Consider the following 22655-nt stretch of genomic DNA (forward strand, 5'->3'; position numbering starts at 1 on the left):
ATGGACCCCTCGGGAGCTCCGCCACAGCTTCGTCTCGATCCTGTCGGCCGAGGGCATGACCATCGAGAGGATTGCCGAGCTGTGCGGTCACGCAGGTACTCGGGTGACCGAGGCGGTCTATCGTCATCAGTTGCGACCCGTCCTGCTGGGAGCGGCGCAGGAGATGGACCGCATCTTCCGCCGGCCGAAGGAGGCGTCGCGCGATGGGGGAGAGGCCCCGAGACCGTAGTCACCCAGTTAGTCACTCGGGATACGAAAGAGGCCACATCCATCGATCGGATGTGGCCTCTGACCTGGTGGGCGATACTGGGTTTGAACCAGTGACCTCTTCCGTGTCAAGGAAGCGCGCTCCCACTGCGCCAATCGCCCGTGCAACCCGGTTTCGCAACCGGACCGAGGTGGAGACGGGATTTGAACCCGTGTACACGGCTTTGCAGGCCGTTGCCTCGCCTCTCGGCCACTCCACCGTGGCTTTCCCGCGCCATCCGGTTTCCCGGCCGACGAAGGCTCCGAGCGGATGACGAGATTCGAACTCGCGACCCTCACCTTGGCAAGGTGATGCGCTACCAGCTGCGCTACATCCGCGTACGGTCCGGGGCTTGCGTCCCGCGCCGACTCGGAGAACTTTAGCGGGTCAAGTGGGGGCTTGCCAAACCGGATACCCCCGGGCGCGTCGTGACCTCCCCAACGCACCGCAAACCACGCGTCTGACCTGCGGAATCAGGAAGGGCTGGCGGCCAGGCCGGAGCAGCGGGCGGCTGCGGCCATCCGGGAGGTCACCGTGGTCAGCCGGGATCCGGTGGCCGGGGCGGGCTGCCCGGTCGAGGTGACGATGCCGGGCGTGACGTGGGTGGCGGTGACTCGCGTACCGGTGAGGGTGACGGTCAGCACTTCGGTGTCGGAGCCGGGTGAGGTCGAGCCGCCGGTGTACCAGACGAAGTTGCCGAGGCCGTAGTGCACGTAGGTGGAGCCCATCCAGCCGCCGGCCAGGGGGACGTGGGCGTGCGTACCGACGATCATCGTGGCTCCGGCCGAGGCGAGGCGGTGGGCCAAGGTCGTCATCTCTGCTTTGGGGCAGTTGCTGCCTTCGACACCCCAGTGCATGAACACGATGACGACGTCGGCCTGCGCTTTCGCGTCGCGTACGGCCTGGGCGGCCCGGTCGAGGTCGTGGGCCATGGCGATGCCCGGGCGGGTGGCGGTGGGCGCCCAGCTCTCGGCCAGCGTGTGGATCTGCGACATCGCGAGCACCGCGATCTTCACACCCTTGATCGTCGTCATGAAGGGCCGATAAGCCTCGTCTTCCGTACGCCCGGCGCCGATCACCGGCATGTTCGCGGACTTCGCCGAGTCGAGGCTGTCGAGCAGGCCCACGCGACCGTAGTCGAGGGCGTGGTTGTTGCCGAGGGATGCCACGTCGACGCCGGCCGCTTGCAGGGCCGCGTACGCCGTCGCGGGAGCACGGAAGTGGAACTCCTTGGGTTCCGGCGTACCCCGGGTGGTGATGGCGGTTTCGAGGTTGACCACGGCGAGGTCGGCGGCGCTCAGGAGTGAGGTGAACGGGCCTACCGCGGTTTTCGGGTTCTTCAGCAGCGACGCGGTCTTGCCGGTGAAGTGGACGTCGCCGGCGAAGGCGAGGGTGATCTTCGGCGGCGGCCCGGTGAGGGAGGCGGACGGGCTGGGCTCGGCGGGCGGCGAGGCCGGCGGGGCCGAGGCGGACGGCGCCGGGGACGCCATGAACACGGGGTCCGTGGCGGTGCCGCAGGCGGCCAGCAGAAGGAGAGCCAACGACGCAACCAGAGCCCGTCTCACGCGCCGAGGGTACGGAAACATGACCCGCGCCGCATTACTTGAAGGTTCAACAATAAGGGGGTACGCTCTAAACGTGAACGCGTACGACGGCTTTCTCGCACAGGCGGCCCCTCTGAGCAGCGGGCAGCGGGTCTGGACCCCCCAGGACGGACCGCTGCCCGCCCTTTACCTGGGGCACGGCGCACCGCCGCTGCTCGACGACGAACTGTGGATGAGCCAGCTGTTCGGCTGGGCGCAGTCGATGCCCAAGCCGAAGGGCGTCCTGATCGTGAGCGCGCACTGGGAGCATGCTCCGCTCAGCATCTCCGGCACCGCCGCCGGCACGCCGCTCGTCTACGACTTCGGCGGCTTCGAGCGGCGCTTCTACGAGATGACGTACCCGACGCCGGACGCGTCCGCGCTCGGTCGCAAGATCGCCTCGCTCCTGCCGGACACCACGGACCTGCACGAACACCGCAGCCGAGGGCTCGACCACGGCGCGTGGGTGCCGCTCAAGGTCATGCTGCCGCTGGCCGACGTACCGGTCGTGCAGCTCAGCCTGCCGACCCAGGATCCCGCCAAGCTCATGGACCTCGGCCGCCGGCTCGCGCCGCTCCGCGACGAGGGCATCCTGATCATCGGCTCCGGGTTCATGACGCACGGGCTGCCGTTCCTGCGGCGTACGGACTTCGCGCCGGGGAACCCGCCGCCGGGATGGTCGGCCGACTTCGACGCCTGGGCGGCCGAGGCGCTGGCCCGCGGCGACGTCGACACGCTCGCGGCCTACGCGAGCAAGGCCCCGGGCATGCCCTACGCGCACCCGACGGTGGATCACTACATTCCGCTGTTCGTGACGCTGGGGGCGGGGGAGCGTGCGGACGCGCCGGTCGAGACCGTGATCGAGGGGTTCTTCATCGGACTCTCCAAGCGCTCCTTCCAGGTGGTCTAGTCTCAAAATCAAGATCAAATTCATGTCCCGGGTTCGTCGATCTCACCTCCGCTCCTCGCGCGGGAGACCGGTCGGTCCCGTCACATGACGTGACGGGGCCTCCCTGCCAGCTGAGTGGGGCGACGCATCGTTCGCCGTCGTTCACTCCCGCCCTTGTCTCGGCCGCATCCGCAAGATCAGGGATTGTTGCTTGATCATGTTGCGTCAATTCGGCAGGAGAGCGCTTTCTTGCCGAATTGGTGTTACTTGATCATGCCCAACCTGGCTCCGCTGCCGGAATAGCGCGACATGATCAGGGTGAATGAGCCATGGATACCGTCCACCTCGGACATTTGGGGAGAGGTTGCCGCCGCCCGCCGAGCAACGTTTCCCCCGACGGACTCCGTGCGCCCTGCTGCCCGAGGGCCGGAGTCTCGGCCAAGATCTGGTGTGGATCAGGGATCGCCACGTAATCATGGGCCATGATTCGGGTGTTTTCCCTGATCCAAGCGGGATCTTGAGGTGGGGCGAGGGGTGGGGTCAGCGGGTGATGATGAGGTCTGCTCGGGGGCGGGTGGTCGCCACCAGGGCCGCGTTGGCCTCGTCGGAGCGGAGCACCCATTCCGATGCCGCCTCGGGGCTGAGGCCCTTGGCGAGCTGGCGCGAGATGAGGCCGGTGACGCGTACGGCGGAGTCTTCCACGTCGGCGTACGCGGTCAGGTCCAGCAGGGGCGGCACCGCGTCCCAGAGGAGCAGGTAGTTGCCTTCCGTGACGATCACGCGGACGTCCGGCGGGATCGGGATCGAGCCCGCGATCGGCTCGTTCATCACGTGGTCGAACGAGGGCGCGTACACCGTCGTGTCCCGGTCGGTACGCAGCCGGCGCAGCAGCGCCACGTAGCCGTCGGCGTCGAACGTGTCGGGGGCGCCCTTGCGGTCGGCGCGGCCGAGGCGGTGCAGTTCGGCGTTGGCCAGGTGGAAGCCGTCCATCGGGACCATGACGGCCGACGGCAGCGCCGCGACCAGGCCGGCGGCGAGGGTGGTCTTGCCGGCGCCGGGCGGGCCGGCGATCCCGACGATGATGCGGTCGGCGACGGCCGCGAGTTCGCGTACGCGGGCCAGCAGGGAATCGGGCACGAGAGAAGGTTATTCAGCGACGGGCGCGGCCGACAGCCCGGAGCAGCCGACGACCCGGCGACGCTCGGCCAGGATGCGTTGCGCCGCCGCTCCCGAGACGGCCGCCGGTACGCCGGTCGTCCGGTCGATGTACGCGGGCGTCACGGTTCCCGAGATGATCCGTCCGGACCGGATGGTCAACGTGAGCACCTCGGTGTCGTTGGTCGCCGCGTCGTTGCGCCACCAGACGAAGTTGCTCAGGCCGTAGTGCACGTACGTGTGGCGCAGCCAGCCGTCGCCGAGCAGGACGTGGGCGTGCGTACCGACGAGGGCGTCGGCTCCGGCGTCGGACAGGCGGCGGGCCAGGTCGCGCTGCTCGGCCGACGGGCACTCCTGGTACTCGGTTCCCCAGTGCAGGTACACGATGACCACATCGGCCCGCTTCTTGGCGGCGCGTACGGCGGCCACCGCCCGGTCCGTATCCCGCGCCATCGCGAGTCCCGACCGCGTGTCGGTCGCGCGCCACGCCTGCCAGAGCTCGCTCACCTGGCTCATCCCGAGGACGGCTATCCGCGTACCCCGGATGGTGAAGATCTGCGGCGCGAAGGCGGCGCCGGCGGTCGGGCCCGCACCCACGACGGGCATCCTGGCCTGGGCCGCGGCGGCGAGAGTGTCGGTGAGGCCGGCCCGGCCGTAGTCGAGCGCGTGGTTGTTGGCGATGGTGGTGACGTCGATGCCCGCGGCCTTCAGGGCCGCGAAGGCCCCGGCCGGCGCGCGGAAGTGGAACTGCTTGGGCTCGGGGGTCCCGCCGCTGGTCACCGCGGTCTCAAGATTGACCATCGCGAGGTCCGCGCCACCCATCAGCGCCGTCACACCCGGCATTCCCTGATCCAGTACGCCTGACGTGCGATCGGTGAAATGCACGTCCCCCGCGAACGCGACAGTGATCGGGCGGGCGGGCGACGGCGTGGCGGGTGCCGTCGGCGCGCCGGTCGGGGCCGCCGCCCGCGCCGTGCAGCCGGCCAGGGCGGCGGCCAGGAGGACGGCGACGAGCGAGGGCGCGAGGAGGCGGCGGTTTCCCGGCATACTGGATGCAACGACGCAACGCCCGGGGCGGGCACACCCATCGGCTACCGTGGCGGCGTGACACGCAGACCCGCCGACGTGCGGCTGGACGAGCTGCTGCGCACGGCGGTGGACGTGATCGCGGAGCGCGGCCTGGCCAACACGCGTACCGGGGACGTCGCCCGGGCGGCCGGGGTGAGCCAGGCCCTCGTCTTCTACCACTTCTCCACAAAGGACTCGCTGCTCGCGCAGGCGTTCGCGTACGCGGCCGAGCTCGATCTCGCCGGGCTGACCGAGGTGCTGCGCTCGGACGCCCCGCCGCTGGCCAAGGTACGCACGATCGTCGACCTGTACGCGCCCAGCGGCAACTCCAAGGCCTGGACGATCTGGATCGACGGCTGGTCGGAAGGGCAGCGCAACGCCGAACTGGAGCGGGTGTCGCGCAACCTCGACCTGCGGTGGAAGGAAGCACTCGCCGAGGTCATCGCGGCCGGGGTCGCCGACGGGACGTTGCGCTGCACCGACCCGGTCAAGGCCGCCTGGCGGATCACCGCTCTCATCGACGGACTCGCCGTGCAGGTCACGGTCCACGACAACGTGATCCCGGCCGGGCGCGTACTCGGCTGGATCCACGAGGCCGTGGACCGTGAACTGGGACTTCAGATCACTTCGTAGCGGACGGTCGTCACACCCTTGCCCGGGTTCTCGATCGAGGCGAAGGCCGCCTTCGACAGGTCCAGGCACCGGCCGCTGACGTAGGGTCCGCGGTCGTTGATGCGTACCACGACCCATTTGCCGTTGCGGGGGTTCGTGACGCGTACGCGGGTGCCGAACTTCAGGCTCTTGTGCGCCGCGGTCAGCGCCCGCGGATCGAAGTGCTCGCCGGAGGCCGTGCCCTGCCCCTCGGCGTAGTAGGACGCCTCGCACGTGCCGCTCGGGGCGGCCTTGCGGGGCTTGGGGCTCGGCCGCGGCCGTGACCGGTCGGCGGGCTGGACCGCGATCTCCTGGCGGCGGGCGACCACGGGGTCGGCCGTGGAGACCCCGGCATCGGCGGTGTTGGCCGGCTGCGCGGGGGCGCTCTGCTGGGTCAGCCCGACGACGCCGATGACGGCGACGCCGAGCGCGGCGGCGGTGGCCAGGGGAGCCACGACAGGCCGCCTGCGCTGCACGTACGCGTGCCGGGCGCGGTAGGTCACCGGGGCGCCTCGCCGGGGGAACTCGGCGCCGGGGAGGTGCGGGGCGGGCGGGTCGTTCGGGGTGTTGCCGGGTGGAGCGGTGCGGTTCCTGGCTGACCGGATCTTCTGTTCGCGGGTGAGGGGAGTCCTGCGAGCGGTCTGTCCTGCGGCATGTCTGCCGGCCACGGGTTCAACCTCTCTCGTCTCGGCCTCACCGGGGTCCCGGGCGGCGAACCACCCGGGCCGGTGAGTGACCGCTCGTCGCTGAGCGATCTCCCGGCCGACGGTAGCGACGGGGTTGCCGGAGTTGTCGCACCCGGCGTCCGTCACGCTCGCCGGGCGCGTCGCATACCCGACAATTCCTCTTGTCTCCGGGGTGTCGGGACCTTCTTCGGGCTTGTGCGGGCCGCCCTGGCTAAGGGGGCCGCCCTGGCTTGTCGCCCTGGCTAAGGGGTCGCCCTGGCTGGAGGGTCGTCCTGTAGGGGGAGGTCGGGGTGCCGGCCGGGTCGGTGATCGTCAGCGGGTGGGATGTAGTTTTCGGGCCTGGTCCCTCGATCGTTTGCGGCTGGGATGTCGGTAGGGGCCGGTTTTCTACATCTGGGGCGCTTTGGATCTTGGGTGCGGGCTGGATTTCTACAGCTCAGCCGCTGTGGATCACGTCCAGGCCGTTCCGTGGCCGCCAGTCGTCCGCGATGCGGGAAGGATCTTCCGCCAGCTGGACCGCGGTCGCTGTTTTCTTGATCGTTTGCGGGTGAAGTGTCATTTCGAGCCCACATTGCATGATCGTTTACGCGTCTGGTGCGACCAGGGGCCGTCTACGCACCCCGGAACCGTAAATGATCATGCAGGCGTCGGCCGTTTTCACACCTCACCCGTAAACGATCGCCCCTCTGGCGGGCAGACGGACGCCCACTGGGTTGCCGAGCCGGCGACTGTGATCAACGCGCTGATCATGAGGCGAGTGGTGACCATCTTCGCCTTCGCTCACTGGGTGATCGAATGCGTCTGAGCAGTGAATCCGGGGATCTTTGCTTGATCAAATGCGGCCGAGAAGCGGCTGGGTGGCCATGCGCGCATCAGGGCCGCATTCGATCAAGGCGTCGCGGCGCTTTCGACATCCCAACCGCTTTCGATCACGCCGAGCCGCCGATCACACCGAGCCGCCGATCACGCCGAGCCGCCGATCACACCGAGCCGCCGATCACACCGAGCCGCCGATCACACCGAGCCGACGGGCACACCCGAGCCGGCGATCACACCGAGGCGCTGATCATGCCGAGCAGCGTGGCGTCGTCGTCGTGCCTGGACGGTCGACGCCGGCCAATTCTCGACAAGCACTCTTCATGATCGGCGAGGGTGTGGTCAGACGGAGAGGCGGCGGCGTACCCGGCGGCCGTCGTTGGTCTCCTGGACGTACTGCTCCAGGTAGCGGTGGAGCTGGGCGTCGTCGATGTTCGGGAAGCGGTCGGCCAGGGCGCCGATGATCTCGCCCGTCCGCATGCCCTCGTCGCCCTGCGTGATGGCGTCGAGCGCCTCGTAGATCGAGTTACGCAGCGGGCCGCCGGCCGACCGGACCGTTCCATCCGTCGGCAGTACGCCGGTCAGCTGCTCCCGGATGCCGCTCATCAGCTCGGGGACGGCCGACACCGGCCGCTCGACGGGCGTGATCGAGGTCGGCGGCACCGAGATCGGCGGCTCGAACGTGGCCGGCTCGGAGAACGAGGGCAGCGGCGCCGGCCGCAGCGGATCGTCGCGGTCGAACGGCGGCGTCACCCGATCGAGGACCGTGCCCGAGCCGTTGATCGGCGTGGTCGCGATCGACCGGTTGAGCTGGGGTTCCGCCGTGCGGGGCGCGGGCGGCTTGGGCGGCGCGACCTTCGGCGTGGCGGCGGCCGGGCCCGCGATCGCCGGCGTGTGCTGATGCCACGGCAGGACGCCGAACCGGTACGCGTCGGCGTGGGTGACCCGCCACGGCGGCACGACGTGCTTCTGGCCGGTGAGGTCGGGGCGGGGCTGCTTCGAGCGGCGGGCGCGGCGTTCGGCGATCCGCGCGGCCGTGGCCGAGCGGTGGTAGAGCCGGTCGGCGCGGGCCATGTCCATGGCGGTCGCCGGGTCGGACACGCCCTCGCCGAGCGCCAGGTACCAGGCGCGGAACGTCTCGCGGGGGCGCAGCACCCAGCGGACCGGCCGGTAGCGGGGGAGCGGGTCTTCGATCATCCCGGCCGCGCGCAGCCGGTCGCGCAGTGCCCGCCGGGTCTTCGCCCGCCACAGGACGACGGTCAGGACCGAGGCCGTCGCGTAGACCATGGCGGCCTCGGGATGCCCGATGGCGTTGGCGTGCATGACCTGCATGGTCACGGCGCCGGCGGTGACCACCCAGACGAGTGTCCACAGTCCGCCGGCGGAGTCGCCGGCCAGCGCGGTCTGGTTGGCGAGCAGCATCAGGGCGACGGCGGTGGCCTCGATGATGAGGAAGACCACGTACCTTTCCGGACCGTGCATGCCGAGGTAGAGCTCGGCGAACCCGGCCTGGCCGAGCGCCGCGCCGTAGGAGGCCGCGACGGCGACCACCGTCAGCAGCGTGTTGATCCAGAAGTTCGTGCTCTTGTTCTGCTGGAACACTGGCCACTGCCGCGCCGCACGGATGGCGGAGACGGCACCCGTCGGGTGCTGTCCGTTGATCCGCGCACCGTTGGTGTGGTCGGGGGTGGGTCTCTCGGTCACCGCGACATCCTCCCAGAGGGCACCGACAATGCGACAGGCATTCTGCCTCGCAGAATTGATCTCCGCACACCGGTGGACGCCGTGGGGTACCTTTCCGCCGTGGACTGGAACCTGCGTAGCTGCGGCCGCAAAGGGCACGTGACCTATGCGCCCACCGAGGATGACCTGCGGCAGAAGCTGCACGCGCACACCCCGGTGGGCCAGGCGTGGCGGTGCCTCAGATGTGGCACATTCGTCCTCGGCGACCCGCGCGGGTCGGGCCCGGCGTCGGCCGCCCCGATCGTGTTGCGCGGCCGGGCCCTGCGCGACGCCGTCATCCTGCGGCTGCTGGCCTGCGAGCGGTTCATCAAGGGCCTGCTCGTGCTGGCCGCGGCGTACGGGGTGTTCCGGTTCCGCAAGAACCAGGACGCCGTGCAGAAGGCGTTCAATGAGGACCTCCCGCTGCTCAAGCCGATCGCCGAGAAGATCCACTACAACCTGGAGGGCTCGGCGATCGTCCACACGCTGCGTACGGTGATCGAGGCGCAGTCCAAGGCGCTCCTCTGGATCGCCCTCGGCCTCGTGGTCTACGGCACCCTCCAGCTCATCGAGGGCACCGGCCTGTGGCTGCTCAAGCGCTGGGGCGAGTACTTCGCCGTCGTGGCGACGTCGCTGTTCATCCCGATCGAGATCTACGAGCTCACCGAGCGGGTCACCTGGGTACGCGTCGGAGCGCTGCTCATCAACATCGCGGCGGTCGTCTACATCCTGCTGTCGAAGCGGCTCTTCGGTCTGCGGGGCGGCGCGAAGGCGTACCACGCGGAGCGGGAGGAGCAGAGCCTGCTGGAGGTCGAGGACGCCACCGAGCAGGTCAAGCTGCGCGCCGTGCCCCGGCGTGCGGCCGGCTGACCGGTCGGCTATAGTTTCTCGGGTCGGCGCGGGTCACCGGGTCGGCGTGCGGATGTAGCGCAGCTGGTAGCGCATCACCTTGCCAAGGTGAGGGTCGCGAGTTCGAATCTCGTCATCCGCTCTTCTCCTTCGAGGCGTCGACGTACATCGTCGGCGCCTCGACTCGTTCCGGCGGCTGAGCACGTTTTCCGGGGGCTGAGCGTGCTGGTAGCGTCACCCGTCGTGACGATCTTTCTGCCCGAGCTGATCGAGCCCCGCCGCACCATCGCCGGGCGTACGTACGACTTCGACCGGGAAGTCGCCGTCATGGCCGTGGTGAACCGGACACCCGACTCGTTCTTCGACAAAGGCGCCACGTACGCGCTCGACAAGGCCGTCGAGGCCGTCGACGCGGCCGTCTCCGCCGGGGCGGACTGGGTGGACATCGGCGGCGTGAAGTTCTCGCCGGACGGGCCCGCGGTGAGCGCCGACGAGGAGCTGGAACGCGTACTGCCGGTGGTCGAGGCGGCCGCCCGGCACGCGCGCGTCGCGATCTCGGTGGACACGTTCCGCCACGACGTCGCCAAGGCGGCCATCGCGGCCGGCGCGCACATCGTCAACGACACCACCGGGCTGCACGACCCGTCGCTGGCGGATCTGGTGGCGGCGAACCCGCACACCCAATTGATCATCACGCACAGCATCGCGGCGCCGCGTACGCACCACCCGAAGCCGCAGTACGCGGACGTCGCCGCAGACATCGCGGCGTTCCTGCGCGATCGGGTGGGGGTGGCGCTCGGCCGGGGCGTCCGCCCAGAGCAGATCATCATCGACCCCGGCCACGACCTGAACAAGAACACCTTGCACACGCTGGAACTGACGCGCCGGCTGCCCGAGATCGCCGCGGTCGGCTATCCGATGCTGGCCGCCGTCTCGAACAAGGATTTCGTCGGCGAGACCCTCGACCGGCCGCAGGGCGAGCGCCTCGAAGGTTCGCTGGCGGCCGAGGCGATCGCGATCGTGCTGGGGGCCCGGATCGTCCGGATGCACAACGTCAGGGCCGCGGCCGACGTCGCCCGGATGACCGAAGCGATCCTCGGTTGGCGCGCGCCCGCGTACCTTCTGCATAACATGTGATCATGCGCAGAATCTGGCCCGACCCCGCCGACCTGGACGAGACCGGGTTGGCGGCGGCGTACGCGCAGGCTCCCGGCGTACGCGTGAACTTCGTGGCATCGGTGGACGGGGCCGCGACGCTGGCGGGACGCTCCGGTGGCCTCGGCAATCCCGCCGACCAGCGGGTGATGGGCGTGTTGCGGGAGGCGGCGGACGTAGTGCTCGTGGGCGCGGGGACGGTCCGCGCCGAGGGCTACGACTTCGTACGCCCGCACATGGCGATCGTGTCGCGCACACTCGACCTGGACCCGGACGAGTTCGCCGAGGCCACCGTGATCACTGTTTCGAGCGCCCCGGCGGAGCGCCGCTCGCGTTTTCGGGATGTGGTGCTGGCCGGGGACGTCGACGTCGACGGCGCCCAAGCGGTACGCGCCCTCCAGGAACGCGGCCTCGGCCGCATCCTCTGCGAAGGCGGCCCGCATCTGCTCGGGACCCTGGAGGCGGCGGGCGTGGTGGACGAGTTCTGCCTGACCCTCAGCCCGACGCTGGCCGGGCCGGGGGCCACGCGGGTCACCGCCGGTGCCCCGACGACGCCGCAGGGCATGCGCCTGGCGCACGCCCTGACCGACGACGAGATGCTCTTCCTGCGCTACGAGCGGATCATCAGCTGAAGGTGTCGCACGCCTTCGGATCACCGGTCGTGTACCCCTTGAGCAGCCAGTCGTGGCGCTGCTGGGCGGTGCCGTGGGTGAACTTCGACTCGTCGATTCGCCCGCCGGACTGCTGCTGGATCTTGTCGTCGCCGATCGACGCCGCCGCCTGCAGCGCCTGATCGAGATCCTGCTGCGTGACGCTCGTGAAGATCGGCTTGCCGGACGCCGTCTTCGTCTCCGTGGCGTGCTTCGCCCAGACCCCCGCGTAGCAGTCGGCCTGGAGTTCCAGCTTCACCGACAGCTGGTTGGCCGCGCCGGGATCGCTCTGCTGCTGCTTGTTCACGTCGGCCTCGGTGCCGAGCAGGTCCTGCACGTGGTGCCCGTACTCGTGGGCGAGCACGTACGGCTGGGCGAACTGCCCCTTCGCGCCGAACCGCGAAGCCAGTTCGTCGTAGAAGGTCAGATCGATGTAGACCCGCTTGTCCTCCGGGCAGTAGAACGGCCCGACCCCGCTGTCGGCCTGACCGCAGCCGGTGTTCACGGCCTGCGAGAAGAAGACCGTGTTCACCTTCTGGTAGGGCTGGCTGTAGACGTCCGGCAACTCGGTCTGCCAGAAGGCCTGAATCGAATTGATGTACAGGATGTTGCGGCAGTCCTCGTTCTTCGTTCGATCCGGATTCGTCGTCGCGCACTCCTGCTGCACCGTGGAGTTGTCGCCGCTGCCGTCGCCACCGCCGCCGCCACCGAGGACGTTGACGCCGGTGATGCCGCCGATCACGAGCAGGGCCAAGGTGACCAGGGTGCCGATCAGGCCGCCGCCCATCCGGAACCCGCCGCCGCCCCCGCCGCCGGATCCGCGTACGTCGGTGACCTGACTGGTATCAACATCAGCGTTTTCGTTGAGGGACATGGCGGGTCTATTCCCGCTTTCCGAGATCCTCAAAATCAGGATCCAATGCAAGATCTTTAAGATCTTTTTGTCCCGGGTCCGTCGATCTCACCTCCGCTCCTCACGCGGGAGACCGTTCCGGCCCCTCCGCTGCGCTCCGAGGCCTCCACTGCCAGGTGAGTGGGGCGAGCATCCATCGCCGCCGTTCGGTCACCGTTTCACCCTGACCCTGGTTCGCTGCCACCTCCTGCCTTTGTCGCGACTGTCCGACTTGTGCCCAGCTGCTCTCGCTGCTCTCGACGATCTTGCGCGAATGTCCCAAATCCGCGGCATATGCCCGGAATGCCAGTACATTCGCGCAAGATCGTCGAGAAGGGGGGCGTCGGCCAGCCTCGGCGTGCTGGGCTTTGTCGTGACTGTCCGATATGGATGTCCGGTCAGTCGCCGGCGGGGTGATCGTTTGCGGCTCAGGTGTGAATGTGGCCGCCGACTGCATGATCGATTGCGGTTTTGGAGCACGCTGACCGCCTCTGGCTACACCTGATCCGTAAACGATCATGCAGATCGAGCCGGAATTACGCCTCAGCCGTAAATGATCAAGGAATCGGCGGCGCCGGCCCACCGGCCGGAAGATCATTCCCGCATCACGGGAGCTGGCCGGGGACCGAACGGGTTGGACATGATCCACAGCGGCCGAGATGTCACAACTCGAACCCTGTATCGGACAGTCGGGACAAAGTCGGAGTGGGTCTGCCCGCGGGCTCGCCATGGATGATCATGCGTGCCGACGGCCGGATCAGAAGTGGTGGCGCAGGCGGAGGTGCTTGGGGCGGCCGTCGGGATCGCAGACGAGCTGCTGGATCACCTTGGCCGCCGGCTTGCGCCATGTCGTCAGCGACGGCGGATCGTACCTGCGCAGCTGGCCCGCCGGGCGGACGCCGGAACGGCCGGACTCGTGCCAGGCGTCGAGTTCCGCGGCGGACTTCGCGAACGCGGCGAAGCTCGACATCGGGTCGAGCAGGTCGCCGTCGTCGCCGTCGACCCGGCCGAGGTGCTCTCGCTGCAACTGCAGGCGGAGGTCCCGGGGGAAGCCGTCCGGCTCGTAGACCGCGCAGGACAGTTCGCTGTCGTAGGTCCACGAGCGCAGGTTGAAGTTGTCGGAGCCGACCGTCGACCACGTGTCGTCGATGACGCAGACCTTGGCGTGGACGTAGATCGGCGTACCGGTGGGGTTTTCGAGGGTGTAGCAGGCGACCCGGTCGCCCCCGGCCTTGCGCAGCAGCGCCATCGCGCGGCGGCGGCCGTAGAGTTCGGCCTCCGAGACCAGCCCGTGCGCCGAGTCCGGGTACCGGGGCAGGACCGCGACGAGGTGCAGGTCGGGATGCGTACGCAGGGCGTCGGCGAACGGCCGGGCCACCTCGGTCGACCAGAGGTACTGGTCCTCGATGTAGATCAGCCGGCTGGCCCGGGGCAGCGCCTTGAGGTACGCCCGCGCGATGCTCCGCTCTCCCCGGGGCGCGAACGGATATCGCAGCCGCGGATACGTGCGCAGCACTTGGAGCGGCACGGAACCGGCCTCCGGTGGCGGCGGCGTACGCCGGGCGGTCGTCGCCGGTGTGTTGCGGCGCCGGTCGAGGGTGTCGCGTAGCCGCCGCAAGGGATGGCGGGTCAGTTCGGCCGGATCGTTCCAGCGCTCCCGGAAGACGGTTTCCACATCGGACACCGCCGGTCCGCGGATTTCCAGTTGCACGTCGTGCCACGGTGGACGCTCCCCGTACGCCGGATTCATCGGCAGTGTCTGGGGGTCACCGTCATGGTCGGCCGAATCGCCGCGGCTGTGACAGACGTCGATGCCGCCGACGAAGGCGACATCGGATTCGGGGCGCTCCGGACTGCGTACGACGAAAAGCTTCTGGTGGTGTGAACCGCCCACTTTCACGCGCATGTCGAGCAGGCAGTCGCCACCGGCGGCCTGAATGGCGTCGACGAGTTCGCGGTTGGGCTCGGCGGAGAAGGCGAGGCGCTCGGCGTGCGAGCGCCAGACGAGGCCCTGAATGACGACGCCGCGGCCCGCGGCGGCCGTCAGGACCTCGGCGAACGCGGTGCCGGGGCCGTCGAGGAGCTGGTCGAGGTCGGCCCGCCAGTCGGTGAACAGGATGGTGTCGCCACGGCGGGTGCCCGTGACGGCCTGGTGCAGCGCCCGGAAATAGGTACGCCCGTGGACCAGTGCGCGCACGGCATTGCCGGCGGTGAACGGCTCTATCGTGGACGCCGGATTGCCGCGTTCGGCCCGGCTGAGGAACCAGTCTTCGGCGGTCACGCCGCCGCCATTGCCCCCACGGCCGCCGGCGCAAACGTGCGCGGGTCCGGGATGATCCGCGGCGCGACCGTGGCCAGCCGCTCGTACGCCGACCGTGAAGCGGCGTTCAGCGGCGTGTAGACGGTCATGCGGGTGCCGCGGCGGTCGGTGAGCCAGGTGTGCACGACCTCGGTGTCGATGTCGCCGACCTCACGGTGGTGGATGTGCTTCACCATGTTGTCCATGCCCGCGACCTCCTGGCGCTCCCAGAGCTCGCGGAACTCCGTCGAGTACTCCTCCAACTGGCGCAGCAGCCGCTGCCACGCGGGGTCGGTGAGGTCGGCGGCGGCCGCCGCGCGCATCTTGGCGACCAGCCTCGGCGCGTTCTTCTCCCAGTCGCCCATGAGATGGCGCCACTCGGGATCCGCGAAGTAGAGGAACAGCGTGTTCTGCATGCACACGGGCAGCTGCCGATAGTCGCCCACCATCGCGATGTAGGTGTCATTGCCGGCCAGGATCTCCCAATGTGGACCGGCCACCACGGCCGGAATCGGCGAGATCTGGTCGAGCATGACCCGGATGGCGGGGGAGACCTGCGGCGGCTGGTCGGCGAGGTGCGGTTCGGGCAGCTCGGCCAGGGCGAACAGGTGCGCCTGCTCGACGTCGTTCAGCTGCAGTACGCGCGCCACGGCGTTCATGACCTGCGCGGAGGCGTTGATGTCGCGGCCCTGCTCCAGCCAGGTGTACCAGGTGACGCCGATGCCGGACAGCAGCGCGACCTCCTCCCGGCGCAGCCCCGGCGTACGCCGCCGCAGCCCGGGGGCCATGCCGACCATCTCGGGTGTCGTACGCTCGCGCCGGGACCGGATGAACTCGCCCAGAGCGCGACGCCGTTCCGCTGCCTGGCTCATCGAGAGATCCCCCGTTCGATGCGTTCCTGGTGCTGCCGGTACTTGCCTGGTGCTGCCGGTACTTTCCTGGTGCTGCCAGTAACAGTATCAGCGCGCTCTAGGTACCAGGTTGCGAGCGGGTCAAAGCTGATCATCATGACGATGTTGCAAGAAGTCACCACTCCGGTCACGCCGGCGGCGAAGGCGCCGTGGCGGGCGCTGCCGGTGCTCCTGCTCGGGGCGTTCCTGCCGATGCTCGACGCGTTCATCGTCAACATCGCGCTCGCCACGATCGGGCGTACGCTCGCCGCCGGTCCGGCCGCGCTGGAGCTCACCGTGTCCGGCTACGGCGTCGCGTACGCGTGCACACTCGTGGCGGGCGGCCGGCTCGGGGACCGCTTCGGCCGTCGGCGGCTGTTCCTGATCGGCCTCGCCGCCTTCGTGATCACGTCGGCCGCCTGCGGGCTCGCCCCGACGGTCGGGGTGCTGATCGCTTTCCGCGTACTCCAGGGTTTCGCGGCGGCCATGCTCTACCCGCAGGTCCTGGCCTCGATCCAGGCCGGCTTCACCGGACCCGACCGGGCCCGCGCGCTCGGCTTCTTCGGCGCGATCGCGGGGATCGCCAGCGCCGCGGGCCAGCTGCTCGGCGGCGCGCTGCTGGCCGCCGACGTCGCGGGCCTGTCCTGGCGGCCGATCTTCCTGGTCAACGTGCCGATCGGGGTCCTCGCCCTGATCCTTGCCGCGCGGCTGATCCCGGAAACCCGCTCCACGTCCCACGCCCGCGTCGACACCCTCGGCGCCGTCGTGCTCGCCCTGGCCATCGCGTTCCTGCTGGTCCCGCTCACGCTCGGCCGCGCGGCCGGCTGGCCGGTGTGGACCTGGGTCAGCCTCGGCCTCGTCGTGCCCGCGCTCTACTGCTTTCACCTCATCCAAGTACGCGTAGAGCGGCGCTCGGGTGATCCACTATTGCCGCCCAGCCTGCTGCGTCTCCCGCTGGCTCGCCGGGCGCTCGTGGCCATCACGCTGTTCGCGGTGCTGATCGGCGGTTTCCTGTTCACGACCTCGATCACGATGCAAGTGGCGCACGACTTCGGCCCGTTCGTGGCCGGCCTGACGATGGCGCCCTGCGCGACGGTGTTCCTGCTGGCCTCGTTGCGCGTCGGCGGCTGGGTCGCCCGGTGGGGCGTACGCGTCCTCGCCATCGGCGCGCTGCTGTTCGCGGCGGGGCTGAGCGGCTTCGCCGCGGCGGTGGCCGTCCTCGGTGATCGGCTGACCGCCGTGTGGATCGCCGTCCCGCTGGTCGTCGTCGGCCTCGGCTGGGCCATGGTGCTCGTACCGCTGATCGGTTCCGTGCTGGCCGGCCTGCCCGCCGACCGGGCCGGGCTCGCCGGCGGCGTGCTGTCGACGGCCATGCAGATCGGCCTGGCGCTGGGCGCGTCGGTCCTCGGCTCGGCGCTGTTCGGCCTGGCCGACGCGTTCTCCTGGCGGGTCGCCACGGTGGGCGCGCTCGGGTGCTGCGTCGCGCTCGCCCTCGCCACCGCGTACGCGGTCACCCGCCTACGCCCGTCCTGACCCGCCGCCCACCTCCAAGATCCCGCTTGGATCACGGTTTTCACCCGAATCTTGGGCCATGATTCGGGTGATTTCCCTGATCCAAACGGGATCTTGGGGCGCCGGGTCTTGGGGCGCGGGGGTCTTGGGACGCCGGGGTCTTGGGGCGGGTCAGTCGGCGCGGCTGGTGTGGGTGGCCTTGAGCGGGGCCCGGTCGCCGGGCGACCAGCCGTCCGGCAGTTCGTGCACGGCGATCCCGCTTGTACGCAAGCCGTCCGAGTCCGCCTGGCCCTCGGGGTCGAGGCGTACGGACAGCTGGGAGATGGTCGGGTTGTGGCCGATCAGCACGATCGTCGGCCCCTCGTCGGCCGCGGCCCCGGCGATCACTTCGAGGGCCTCGTCCACGCCCCCGTCGTAGAGGTCGCGCTCATAGCGGACGGTCGGTGAACCGGCCTCGCCGATCGCGATCGCGACCGAGTGCCACGTCTGTCGCGTACGCCGGGCCGGTGAGCAGAGCACCAGGTCGGGGACGTGATCGCTGGACAGCAGCCAGGCACCGGCGGCCGCGGCGTCGGCGTGACCCCGTTCGGTGAGCGGTCGGTCGGGATCGGCTACGCCGTTCGGCCGGTCGGCCTTGGCGTGACGCAGGAGCACGAGTGTGCGGGCCGTCATGTGCCACAGCTTGCCGCAGCGACCGGTTCCGCGCATCCGGAACGCGCCCGTATCCGGCGGAAAACCCCGAAACGAACGCCCGGCGCCCGTCCGGGCGTCAAGATGGCTACGTGGGGGATCGGACACTCGGGGCCGGCGTCGCGATCGATCGGATCGACGCGTGGCTCGCGGACGCGTACCTCGACTGGTCGGCTGTCTGCGATCTCGGCGGCCAGCTGCTCGTCGGCGGCAATCGGCTGGGCCGGGTCGGCTCCCGCTGCGTACGCTTCCCGATCCGGTTCGTCTTCCACGAGGTGGCCGACTGGGAGATCGCCGATCCCGACGGCCGCCGCGGACTGCTCGTCGACGACCTCGACTTCGACGCCGACCGGTGCGGGATCCTGCTCTCGGGCCCGCTGCCCGGCTACCTGTTCGTGCGTACGCCGAGCCGTCACGTCACCGTCCAGACCTCTTCGCGCCGGCTGCGTACGCCGGCCTGGGCCTGCCCGTTAAGTGAACGATCCGCGTTGTGATCTAGGCCTCGAACGCCCCGGCAAGGGCGGACAGCCTAGTGCAGCCGTTCACAAACCGGACGAAATCCGGCTACCCACGTCACCTTCCCTGGTCGACCTGTTCACCGTGGGTTCACCAGACGCAGGGTGACCGGCTACCTCACGCGCTTAGGTTTCGAAACCAGCCGGGCAGAAAAGCTCCGGCCCGGACCCCTTTCCCTGGGGGGCCGGCGACTCCCCTCGAAAGGGACAAGCTCGTGAAGCTCAAGCGGCACGGCATCCTGGCCGGTGTCATGCTGACCGCGGCGCTCGCGCTCGCGGCGTGCGGTTCTGACAACAACACTGACAGCCCCACGGCTGGCTCCTCTTCTTCCGGCGCCAGCGCCGACTGTGCCACGGGCAAGCTCACCGCTCAGGGCTCGACCGCCCAGACCAACGCCGTCGCCCAGTGGGTCAAGGACTTCCAGGCGAAGTGCAGCGGCGCCACCGTCGACTACCAGGGCACCGGCTCGGGTGCGGGTATCCAGGCGTTCGGCGGCGGCACGGCCGACTTCGCCGGCTCGGACTCGCCGATGAAGGCCGCCGACGAGCAGCCGAAGGCCGACGCGCGCTGCGGCACCGGCAACAAGGCGATCCACCTGCCCATGGTCATCGGGCCGATCGCGGTCGTCACCAACCTCAGCGGCGTGACCGACCTGCAGTTCAGCGCCTCCACGCTGGCGAAGATCTACTCGGGCAAGATCACCACCTGGGACGACGCCGCCATCAAGGCCGACAACCCGGGCGCGACCCTGCCGGGCACGAAGATCACCGCGATCCACCGCCAGGACTCGTCGGGCACCAACGACAACTTCACCAAGTACCTGTCGAAGGCCGCCGCCGCGGACTGGACCTACGACCACGCCAAGGACTGGAAGGCCCCGGGCGGCCAGGGTGAGACCAAGAGCGACGGCGTGAGCACCGCGGTCGCCAAGACCGACGGCGCCATCGCGTACGTCGAGTGGTCGTTCGCGATCGCCAACAACCTGCACATGGCGAAGATCAAGAACGCGTCCGGCGAGTTCACCGCCCTGTCGGCCGATTCGGCCGGCAAGACCATCGCCTCGGCGAAGGTCGACGGCACGGGCAACGACCTCAAGATGACGATCGACTACAACACCCCGGCCGCGGGCGCGTACCCGATCGTGCTGGTGACCTACGAGATCGTCTGCGAGAAGGGCAACCAGGCGGACAAGCTCCCGCTGCTGAAGTCCTTCCTCGGCTACGCCGCCGGTGACGGCCAGGCCACGCTGACCCGGCTGGGCTACGCGCCGCTGCCGAGCGACGTGCAGGCCAAGGTCGCCGCGAGCGTCAAGGCTCTCGCCTGACCCGCTGACGGGCTCGACCGAGCAACCGCCCGGCCGGATGTGAACGCATCCGGCCGGGCACATCGATGAGAAGCCCACAACCGCATCCGGATTCTTCGCCCGATTGATGTGAGTGACTATGAACCCTCCCAGCCTGCCCGGCTCGACCCAGTCGGCGGAGCCACCCGAGCGCGAGCAGTCGCCCTGGGGCCCCGAGCGGCGGCTTCCGGAGTCCACCCCCGCCGCCGACGCGGCGACCACCCGGGCCCAGGAGGCACGCGTGCCCGTTGATCTCGGCCGTCGCAAGTCCCTGAACGGCGAGAAGCTCTTCCGGTGGCTCACCACCGGTTCCGGCGCCGCGGTGCTGGTCATCATCGTCGCCATCGCGGTCTTCCTGATCGCCAAGGCGATCCCGGCCATCCAGGGTGACAAGGTCAACTTCCTCACGGAGAAGACCTGGCAGGTTCCGGACCGGGTGTTCGGCGTGGCCGCGCTGGCCTTCGGCACCGTGTACACCGCCGTGATCGCGCTGATCATCGCGGTGCCCGTCGCCCTCGGCATCGCGCTCTGCCTGTCGCACTACGCGCACCGCACCGTCGCGACCACCCTCGGCTTCGTCATCGACCTGCTCGCCGCGGTGCCCAGCATCGTCTTCGGCCTCTGGGGCCGCGAGTACCTCATCGACCCGGTACGCGACCTGTCGGCCTGGCTGCACAAGTACTTCGGCTGGATCCCGATCTTCGGCAGCGACGGCCCCTACGGCAAGTCGATCCTGCTCGGTTCGCTGGTCCTGGCCATCATGATCCTGCCGATCATCACGGCCCTGTCGCGCGAGGTCTTCCAGCAGACGCCGAAGATGAACGAGGAGGCCGCGCTGGCCCTGGGCGCCACGAAGTGGGAGATGATCCGCACCGCGGTCCTGCCCTACGGCCGCCCGGGCCTGATCGCCGCGACGATCCTCGGCCTCGGCCGGGCGCTCGGCGAGACGATCGCGCTGGCCATGACCCTCGGCGGCACCTTCGTCATCAGCTGGGACGTCGTGGAGGTCGGCGGCAACACGATCGCGGCGAACATCGCCAACCACTTCGGCGAGGCCGACGACTTCGGCCGGGGCGCGCTCATCGCCTCCGGTCTGGTGCTGTTCGCCATCACCCTGGTGGTCAACGTGACCGCCCGCGTCATCATCTACCGCCGCCGTGAGTTCCGGAGCGCGCTATGACGACCATCTCGACCCCGGGCATCGGCACCGACCTGCGTGGCCGGCGCCTGCCGAAGTGGGCACCCTGGGCCATCGCCGCCGGTGCGGCGGTCCTGAGCTACCTCGCGATCTACCTGGGCGGCCTGCTCGACGGCGGCTGGGTGCTGACCGCCGTCGTCGCGGTGCTGCTGTACCTCGTGCTGCTGGCCGCGGTCGCGACCGGCGTCGAGGGCAGCCGGGCGGCCCGCAACCGGGTGGCCACCTCGCTGATCTACTCCGCCTTCGTGCTCGCCCTGCTGCCGCTGCTGTCCGTCGTGTACACGCTGGTCAGCAAGGGCGTCAGTCGGATCGACGCGGACTTCTTCACGCACTCGATGAACGGCATCACCGCCTTCGACGCCAACGGCGGCGCGTACCACGCCATGATCGGTACGCTCGAACAGGTCGGTCTGGCCGCGCTGATCTCGGTCCCGCTGGGCGTCGCCGCGGCGGTGTACATCGTCGAGTACGGCCGGGGCAAGCTGGCGACGGCGATCCGGTTCTTCGTCGACGTCATGACCGGCATCCCGTCGATCATCGCCGGCCTCTTCGTGCTGGCGTTCTACGTGTTCGGCATGTACAAGTTCTTCAACCACGGCCAGGGCGGCTACTCGGGCTTCGCGGCCTCGCTGGCCCTGGTGGTGCTGATGCTGCCGACCGTCACCCGGTCCTGCGAGGAGATGCTGCGCCTGGTACCGGACGCGCTGCGCGAGGGCTCGTACGCGCTCGGTATCGCCAAGTGGAAGACCGTGATGAGGGTGGTCCTCCCGACGGCCCTGCCGGGCATCGTGACCGGCGTGATGCTGGCGGTGGCCCGGGCGGCCGGCGAGACGGCCCCGGTGCTGCTGGTCTCCGGCGGCTTCAACTCGATCAACTTCAACCCGTTCTCGGGCAACCAGTCGTCGCTGGCGATCTACATCTGGGACCAGGCCGGTGCGGCCAGCCAGTACGCGCCCGCCCGCGCCTGGTCGGCGGCCCTGACCCTGGTCGCCTTCGTCCTGACCCTGACCATCGTGGCGAAGCTCCTCGCCCGTCGCAGCAAGCTGAAGTAGGTAGGAAGACAACCATGGCCAAGCGCATCGAAGCGGTGGGAGTTACCGCGTACTACGGCACCTTCAAGGCCATCGAGGACATCACGATGACCATCGAGCCGCGGTCGGTCACCGCGCTGATCGGCCCCTCGGGCTGCGGCAAGTCGACCTTCCTGCGGTCGATCAACCGGATGCACGAGGTGCTGCCCGGTGCCCGCGTCGAGGGCCGGCTGACCCTCGACGGCAACGACATCTACGAGCGCAACGTCGACGTCACCGCCGTACGCCGGAACATCGGCATGGTGTTCCAGCGGCCGAACCCGTTCCCGACGATGTCCATCTTCGACAACGTCGTCGCCGGGCTGAAGCTCAACGGCGTACGCAAGAAGTCGCTGCTGGACGACGCGGCGGAGAAGGCGCTCAAGTCGGCGAACCTGTGGGACGAGGTCAAGAACCGGCTCGGCAAGCCCGGCGCGGGCCTGTCCGGCGGCCAGCAGCAGCGGCTGTGCATCGCGCGGACCATCGCGGTGCAGCCGGCGGTCGTGCTCATGGACGAGCCCTGCTCCGCCCTCGACCCGATCTCGACGGGCGCGATCGAGGACCTCATCTTCGAGCTCAAGAACGAGTACACGATCATCATCGTCACGCACAACATGCAGCAGGCCGCCCGGGTCAGCGACCGGACCGCCTTCTTCTCGATCTCGCAGACCGGCGACCCGGGCCGCCTGATCGAGCACGACGTGACGTCGAAGATCTTCACGAATCCGCGGGAGAAGCGAACCGAGGATTACATCACCGGCCGCTTCGGGTGACC

20 protein-coding genes, 4 tRNA genes and 1 pseudogene are annotated in these 22655 nt (G+C 69.4%); 13 read left to right on the forward strand and 12 right to left on the reverse strand.

Annotated elements, in window-relative coordinates; translation table 11 throughout:
- Window positions 1-229 (forward strand): annotated as a pseudogene (locus tag G401_RS48355) (hypothetical protein); the annotation flags it as partial.
- Between the two features lie 65 nt (window positions 230-294).
- Here the strand turns inward: G401_RS48355 and G401_RS0125265 are convergent.
- The 4 genes from G401_RS0125265 to G401_RS0125280 form a co-directional block, all read right to left on the reverse strand.
- Window positions 295-369 (reverse strand) — tRNA-Val (locus tag G401_RS0125265).
- A gap of 27 nt (window positions 370-396) precedes the next feature.
- Window positions 397-467 (reverse strand) — tRNA-Cys (locus G401_RS0125270).
- Between the two features lie 45 nt (window positions 468-512).
- Window positions 513-585, reverse strand: a tRNA-Gly gene (locus tag G401_RS0125275).
- A 135-nt stretch (window positions 586-720) separates the two neighbouring features.
- A complete protein-coding gene (locus G401_RS0125280; RefSeq protein ID WP_169734249.1) occupies window positions 721-1812 on the reverse strand; it encodes a CapA family protein in 1092 nt (363 codons plus the stop codon).
- Window positions 1813-1885: 73 nt separating this feature from the next.
- Here G401_RS0125280 and G401_RS0125285 point away from each other — a divergent pair, with 73 nt between their 5' ends.
- The gene (locus G401_RS0125285; RefSeq protein ID WP_027344666.1) at window positions 1886-2740 is read left to right on the forward strand and encodes a dioxygenase family protein; all 855 of its coding nucleotides are present in this window, start codon (window positions 1886-1888) and stop codon (window positions 2738-2740) included.
- A 519-nt stretch (window positions 2741-3259) separates the two neighbouring features.
- Here the strand turns inward: G401_RS0125285 and G401_RS0125295 are convergent.
- Window positions 3260-3856: a nucleoside/nucleotide kinase family protein gene (locus G401_RS0125295; protein ID WP_027344667.1), complete on the reverse strand. Its 597-nt coding sequence runs from the start codon at window positions 3854-3856 to the stop codon at window positions 3260-3262.
- A gap of 9 nt (window positions 3857-3865) precedes the next feature.
- Window positions 3866-4921 carry a CapA family protein gene (locus G401_RS0125300; RefSeq protein WP_027344668.1) on the reverse strand — a complete coding sequence of 352 codons (1056 nt, stop codon included), beginning with the start codon at window positions 4919-4921 and terminating at the stop codon, window positions 3866-3868.
- A 57-nt stretch (window positions 4922-4978) separates the two neighbouring features.
- Here G401_RS0125300 and G401_RS0125305 point away from each other — a divergent pair, with 57 nt between their 5' ends.
- The gene (locus G401_RS0125305) at window positions 4979-5575 is read left to right on the forward strand and encodes a TetR/AcrR family transcriptional regulator (protein WP_027344669.1); all 597 of its coding nucleotides are present in this window, start codon (window positions 4979-4981) and stop codon (window positions 5573-5575) included.
- Here G401_RS0125305 and G401_RS54170 read toward each other — a convergent pair.
- Together G401_RS54170 and G401_RS0125315 are read right to left on the reverse strand one after the other, a co-directional pair.
- A complete protein-coding gene (locus G401_RS54170) occupies window positions 5560-6096 on the reverse strand; it encodes a septal ring lytic transglycosylase RlpA family protein (protein ID WP_064741850.1) in 537 nt (178 codons plus the stop codon). The two genes, G401_RS0125305 and G401_RS54170, sit on opposite strands and share 16 nt — an antisense overlap.
- A gap of 1341 nt (window positions 6097-7437) precedes the next feature.
- Entirely contained in the window at window positions 7438-8799 is a 1362-nt protein-coding gene (locus G401_RS0125315; protein WP_027344671.1) for a DUF2637 domain-containing protein, read from the reverse strand.
- A gap of 99 nt (window positions 8800-8898) precedes the next feature.
- On the opposite strand from G401_RS0125315, the gene G401_RS0125320 reads away from it, so the two are divergent.
- The 4 genes from G401_RS0125320 to G401_RS0125335 all read left to right on the forward strand — a co-directional run bounded on the left by G401_RS0125320 (window position 8899) and on the right by G401_RS0125335 (window position 11453).
- Window positions 8899-9687 carry a DUF2127 domain-containing protein gene (locus G401_RS0125320; protein ID WP_027344672.1) on the forward strand — a complete coding sequence of 263 codons (789 nt, stop codon included), beginning with the start codon at window positions 8899-8901 and terminating at the stop codon, window positions 9685-9687.
- Between the two features lie 48 nt (window positions 9688-9735).
- Window positions 9736-9808 (forward strand) — tRNA-Gly (locus tag G401_RS0125325).
- A gap of 185 nt (window positions 9809-9993) precedes the next feature.
- Window positions 9994-10803 (forward strand): dihydropteroate synthase, encoded by an 810-nt coding sequence (folP, locus tag G401_RS0125330; RefSeq protein WP_084557621.1) that lies wholly within the window; start codon window positions 9994-9996, stop codon window positions 10801-10803.
- Between the two features lie 2 nt (window positions 10804-10805).
- Complete coding sequence (locus tag G401_RS0125335) at window positions 10806-11453, forward strand: pyrimidine reductase family protein (protein WP_027344674.1); 648 nt, start codon at window positions 10806-10808, stop codon at window positions 11451-11453.
- On the opposite strand, the gene ypfJ is transcribed toward G401_RS0125335, so the two are convergent.
- From ypfJ to G401_RS0125350, 3 genes are all read right to left on the reverse strand, one after another.
- Window positions 11446-12345, reverse strand: a complete 900-nt coding sequence (ypfJ, locus tag G401_RS0125340) for a KPN_02809 family neutral zinc metallopeptidase (protein WP_027344675.1) — start codon at window positions 12343-12345, stop codon at window positions 11446-11448. The genes G401_RS0125335 and ypfJ overlap by 8 nt on opposite strands.
- A gap of 775 nt (window positions 12346-13120) precedes the next feature.
- Window positions 13121-14644, reverse strand: a complete 1524-nt coding sequence (locus tag G401_RS0125345; protein WP_027344676.1) for a phospholipase D family protein — start codon at window positions 14642-14644, stop codon at window positions 13121-13123.
- Entirely contained in the window at window positions 14641-15534 is an 894-nt protein-coding gene (locus tag G401_RS0125350; protein WP_027344677.1) for a helix-turn-helix transcriptional regulator, read from the reverse strand. The genes G401_RS0125345 and G401_RS0125350 overlap by 4 nt, the downstream gene beginning before the upstream one ends.
- 135 nt (window positions 15535-15669) lie before the next feature.
- On the opposite strand from G401_RS0125350, the gene G401_RS0125355 reads away from it, so the two are divergent.
- Window positions 15670-17085, forward strand: a complete 1416-nt coding sequence (locus tag G401_RS0125355) for an MFS transporter (RefSeq protein WP_027344678.1) — start codon at window positions 15670-15672, stop codon at window positions 17083-17085.
- Between the two features lie 150 nt (window positions 17086-17235).
- Here G401_RS0125355 and G401_RS0125360 read toward each other — a convergent pair whose 3' ends face one another.
- Entirely contained in the window at window positions 17236-17736 is a 501-nt protein-coding gene (locus G401_RS0125360; protein ID WP_027344679.1) for a SixA phosphatase family protein, read from the reverse strand.
- Between the two features lie 110 nt (window positions 17737-17846).
- Here G401_RS0125360 and G401_RS0125365 point away from each other — a divergent pair, with 110 nt between their 5' ends.
- From G401_RS0125365 to pstB, 5 genes are all read left to right on the forward strand, one after another.
- The gene (locus G401_RS0125365; RefSeq protein WP_027344680.1) at window positions 17847-18248 is read left to right on the forward strand and encodes a hypothetical protein; all 402 of its coding nucleotides are present in this window, start codon (window positions 17847-17849) and stop codon (window positions 18246-18248) included.
- Window positions 18249-18484: 236 nt separating this feature from the next.
- Window positions 18485-19594 carry a phosphate ABC transporter substrate-binding protein PstS gene (gene pstS, locus G401_RS0125370; protein WP_027344681.1) on the forward strand — a complete coding sequence of 370 codons (1110 nt, stop codon included), beginning with the start codon at window positions 18485-18487 and terminating at the stop codon, window positions 19592-19594.
- A gap of 118 nt (window positions 19595-19712) precedes the next feature.
- Complete coding sequence (gene pstC / locus G401_RS48360) at window positions 19713-20792, forward strand: phosphate ABC transporter permease subunit PstC (RefSeq protein WP_084557589.1); 1080 nt, start codon at window positions 19713-19715, stop codon at window positions 20790-20792.
- Complete coding sequence (gene pstA / locus G401_RS0125380) at window positions 20789-21862, forward strand: phosphate ABC transporter permease PstA (RefSeq protein WP_051367141.1); 1074 nt, start codon at window positions 20789-20791, stop codon at window positions 21860-21862. Before pstC ends, pstA begins: the two co-directional genes overlap by 4 nt.
- Before the next feature lie 14 nt (window positions 21863-21876).
- The gene (pstB, locus tag G401_RS0125385) at window positions 21877-22653 is read left to right on the forward strand and encodes a phosphate ABC transporter ATP-binding protein PstB (RefSeq protein WP_027344683.1); all 777 of its coding nucleotides are present in this window, start codon (window positions 21877-21879) and stop codon (window positions 22651-22653) included.
- The last annotated feature ends 2 nt before the right edge of the window (window positions 22654-22655 follow it).

The sequence above is a fragment of the Hamadaea tsunoensis DSM 44101 genome, assembly GCF_000428945.1.
Lineage (GTDB): Bacteria > Actinomycetota > Actinomycetes > Mycobacteriales > Micromonosporaceae > Hamadaea > Hamadaea tsunoensis.

Excerpts from the sequence above, each read along its gene's own strand:
- G401_RS0125300 (WP_027344668.1), bottom strand. The coding sequence starts at position 4,921 with ATGCCGGGAAACCGCCGCCTCCTCGCGCCCTCGCTCGTCGCCGTCCTC.
- folP (WP_084557621.1), top strand. The coding sequence starts at position 9,994 with ATGGCCGTGGTGAACCGGACACCCGACTCGTTCTTCGACAAAGGCGCC.
- G401_RS0125335 (WP_027344674.1), top strand. The coding sequence starts at position 10,806 with ATGCGCAGAATCTGGCCCGACCCCGCCGACCTGGACGAGACCGGGTTG.
- ypfJ (WP_027344675.1), bottom strand. The coding sequence starts at position 12,345 with ATGTCCCTCAACGAAAACGCTGATGTTGATACCAGTCAGGTCACCGAC.
- G401_RS0125350 (WP_027344677.1), bottom strand. The coding sequence starts at position 15,534 with ATGAGCCAGGCAGCGGAACGGCGTCGCGCTCTGGGCGAGTTCATCCGG.
- G401_RS0125355 (WP_027344678.1), top strand. The coding sequence starts at position 15,670 with ATGACGATGTTGCAAGAAGTCACCACTCCGGTCACGCCGGCGGCGAAG.
- G401_RS0125360 (WP_027344679.1), bottom strand. The coding sequence starts at position 17,736 with ATGACGGCCCGCACACTCGTGCTCCTGCGTCACGCCAAGGCCGACCGG.
- pstC (WP_084557589.1), top strand. The coding sequence starts at position 19,713 with ATGAACCCTCCCAGCCTGCCCGGCTCGACCCAGTCGGCGGAGCCACCC.
- pstA (WP_051367141.1), top strand. The coding sequence starts at position 20,789 with ATGACGACCATCTCGACCCCGGGCATCGGCACCGACCTGCGTGGCCGG.
- pstB (WP_027344683.1), top strand. The coding sequence starts at position 21,877 with ATGGCCAAGCGCATCGAAGCGGTGGGAGTTACCGCGTACTACGGCACC.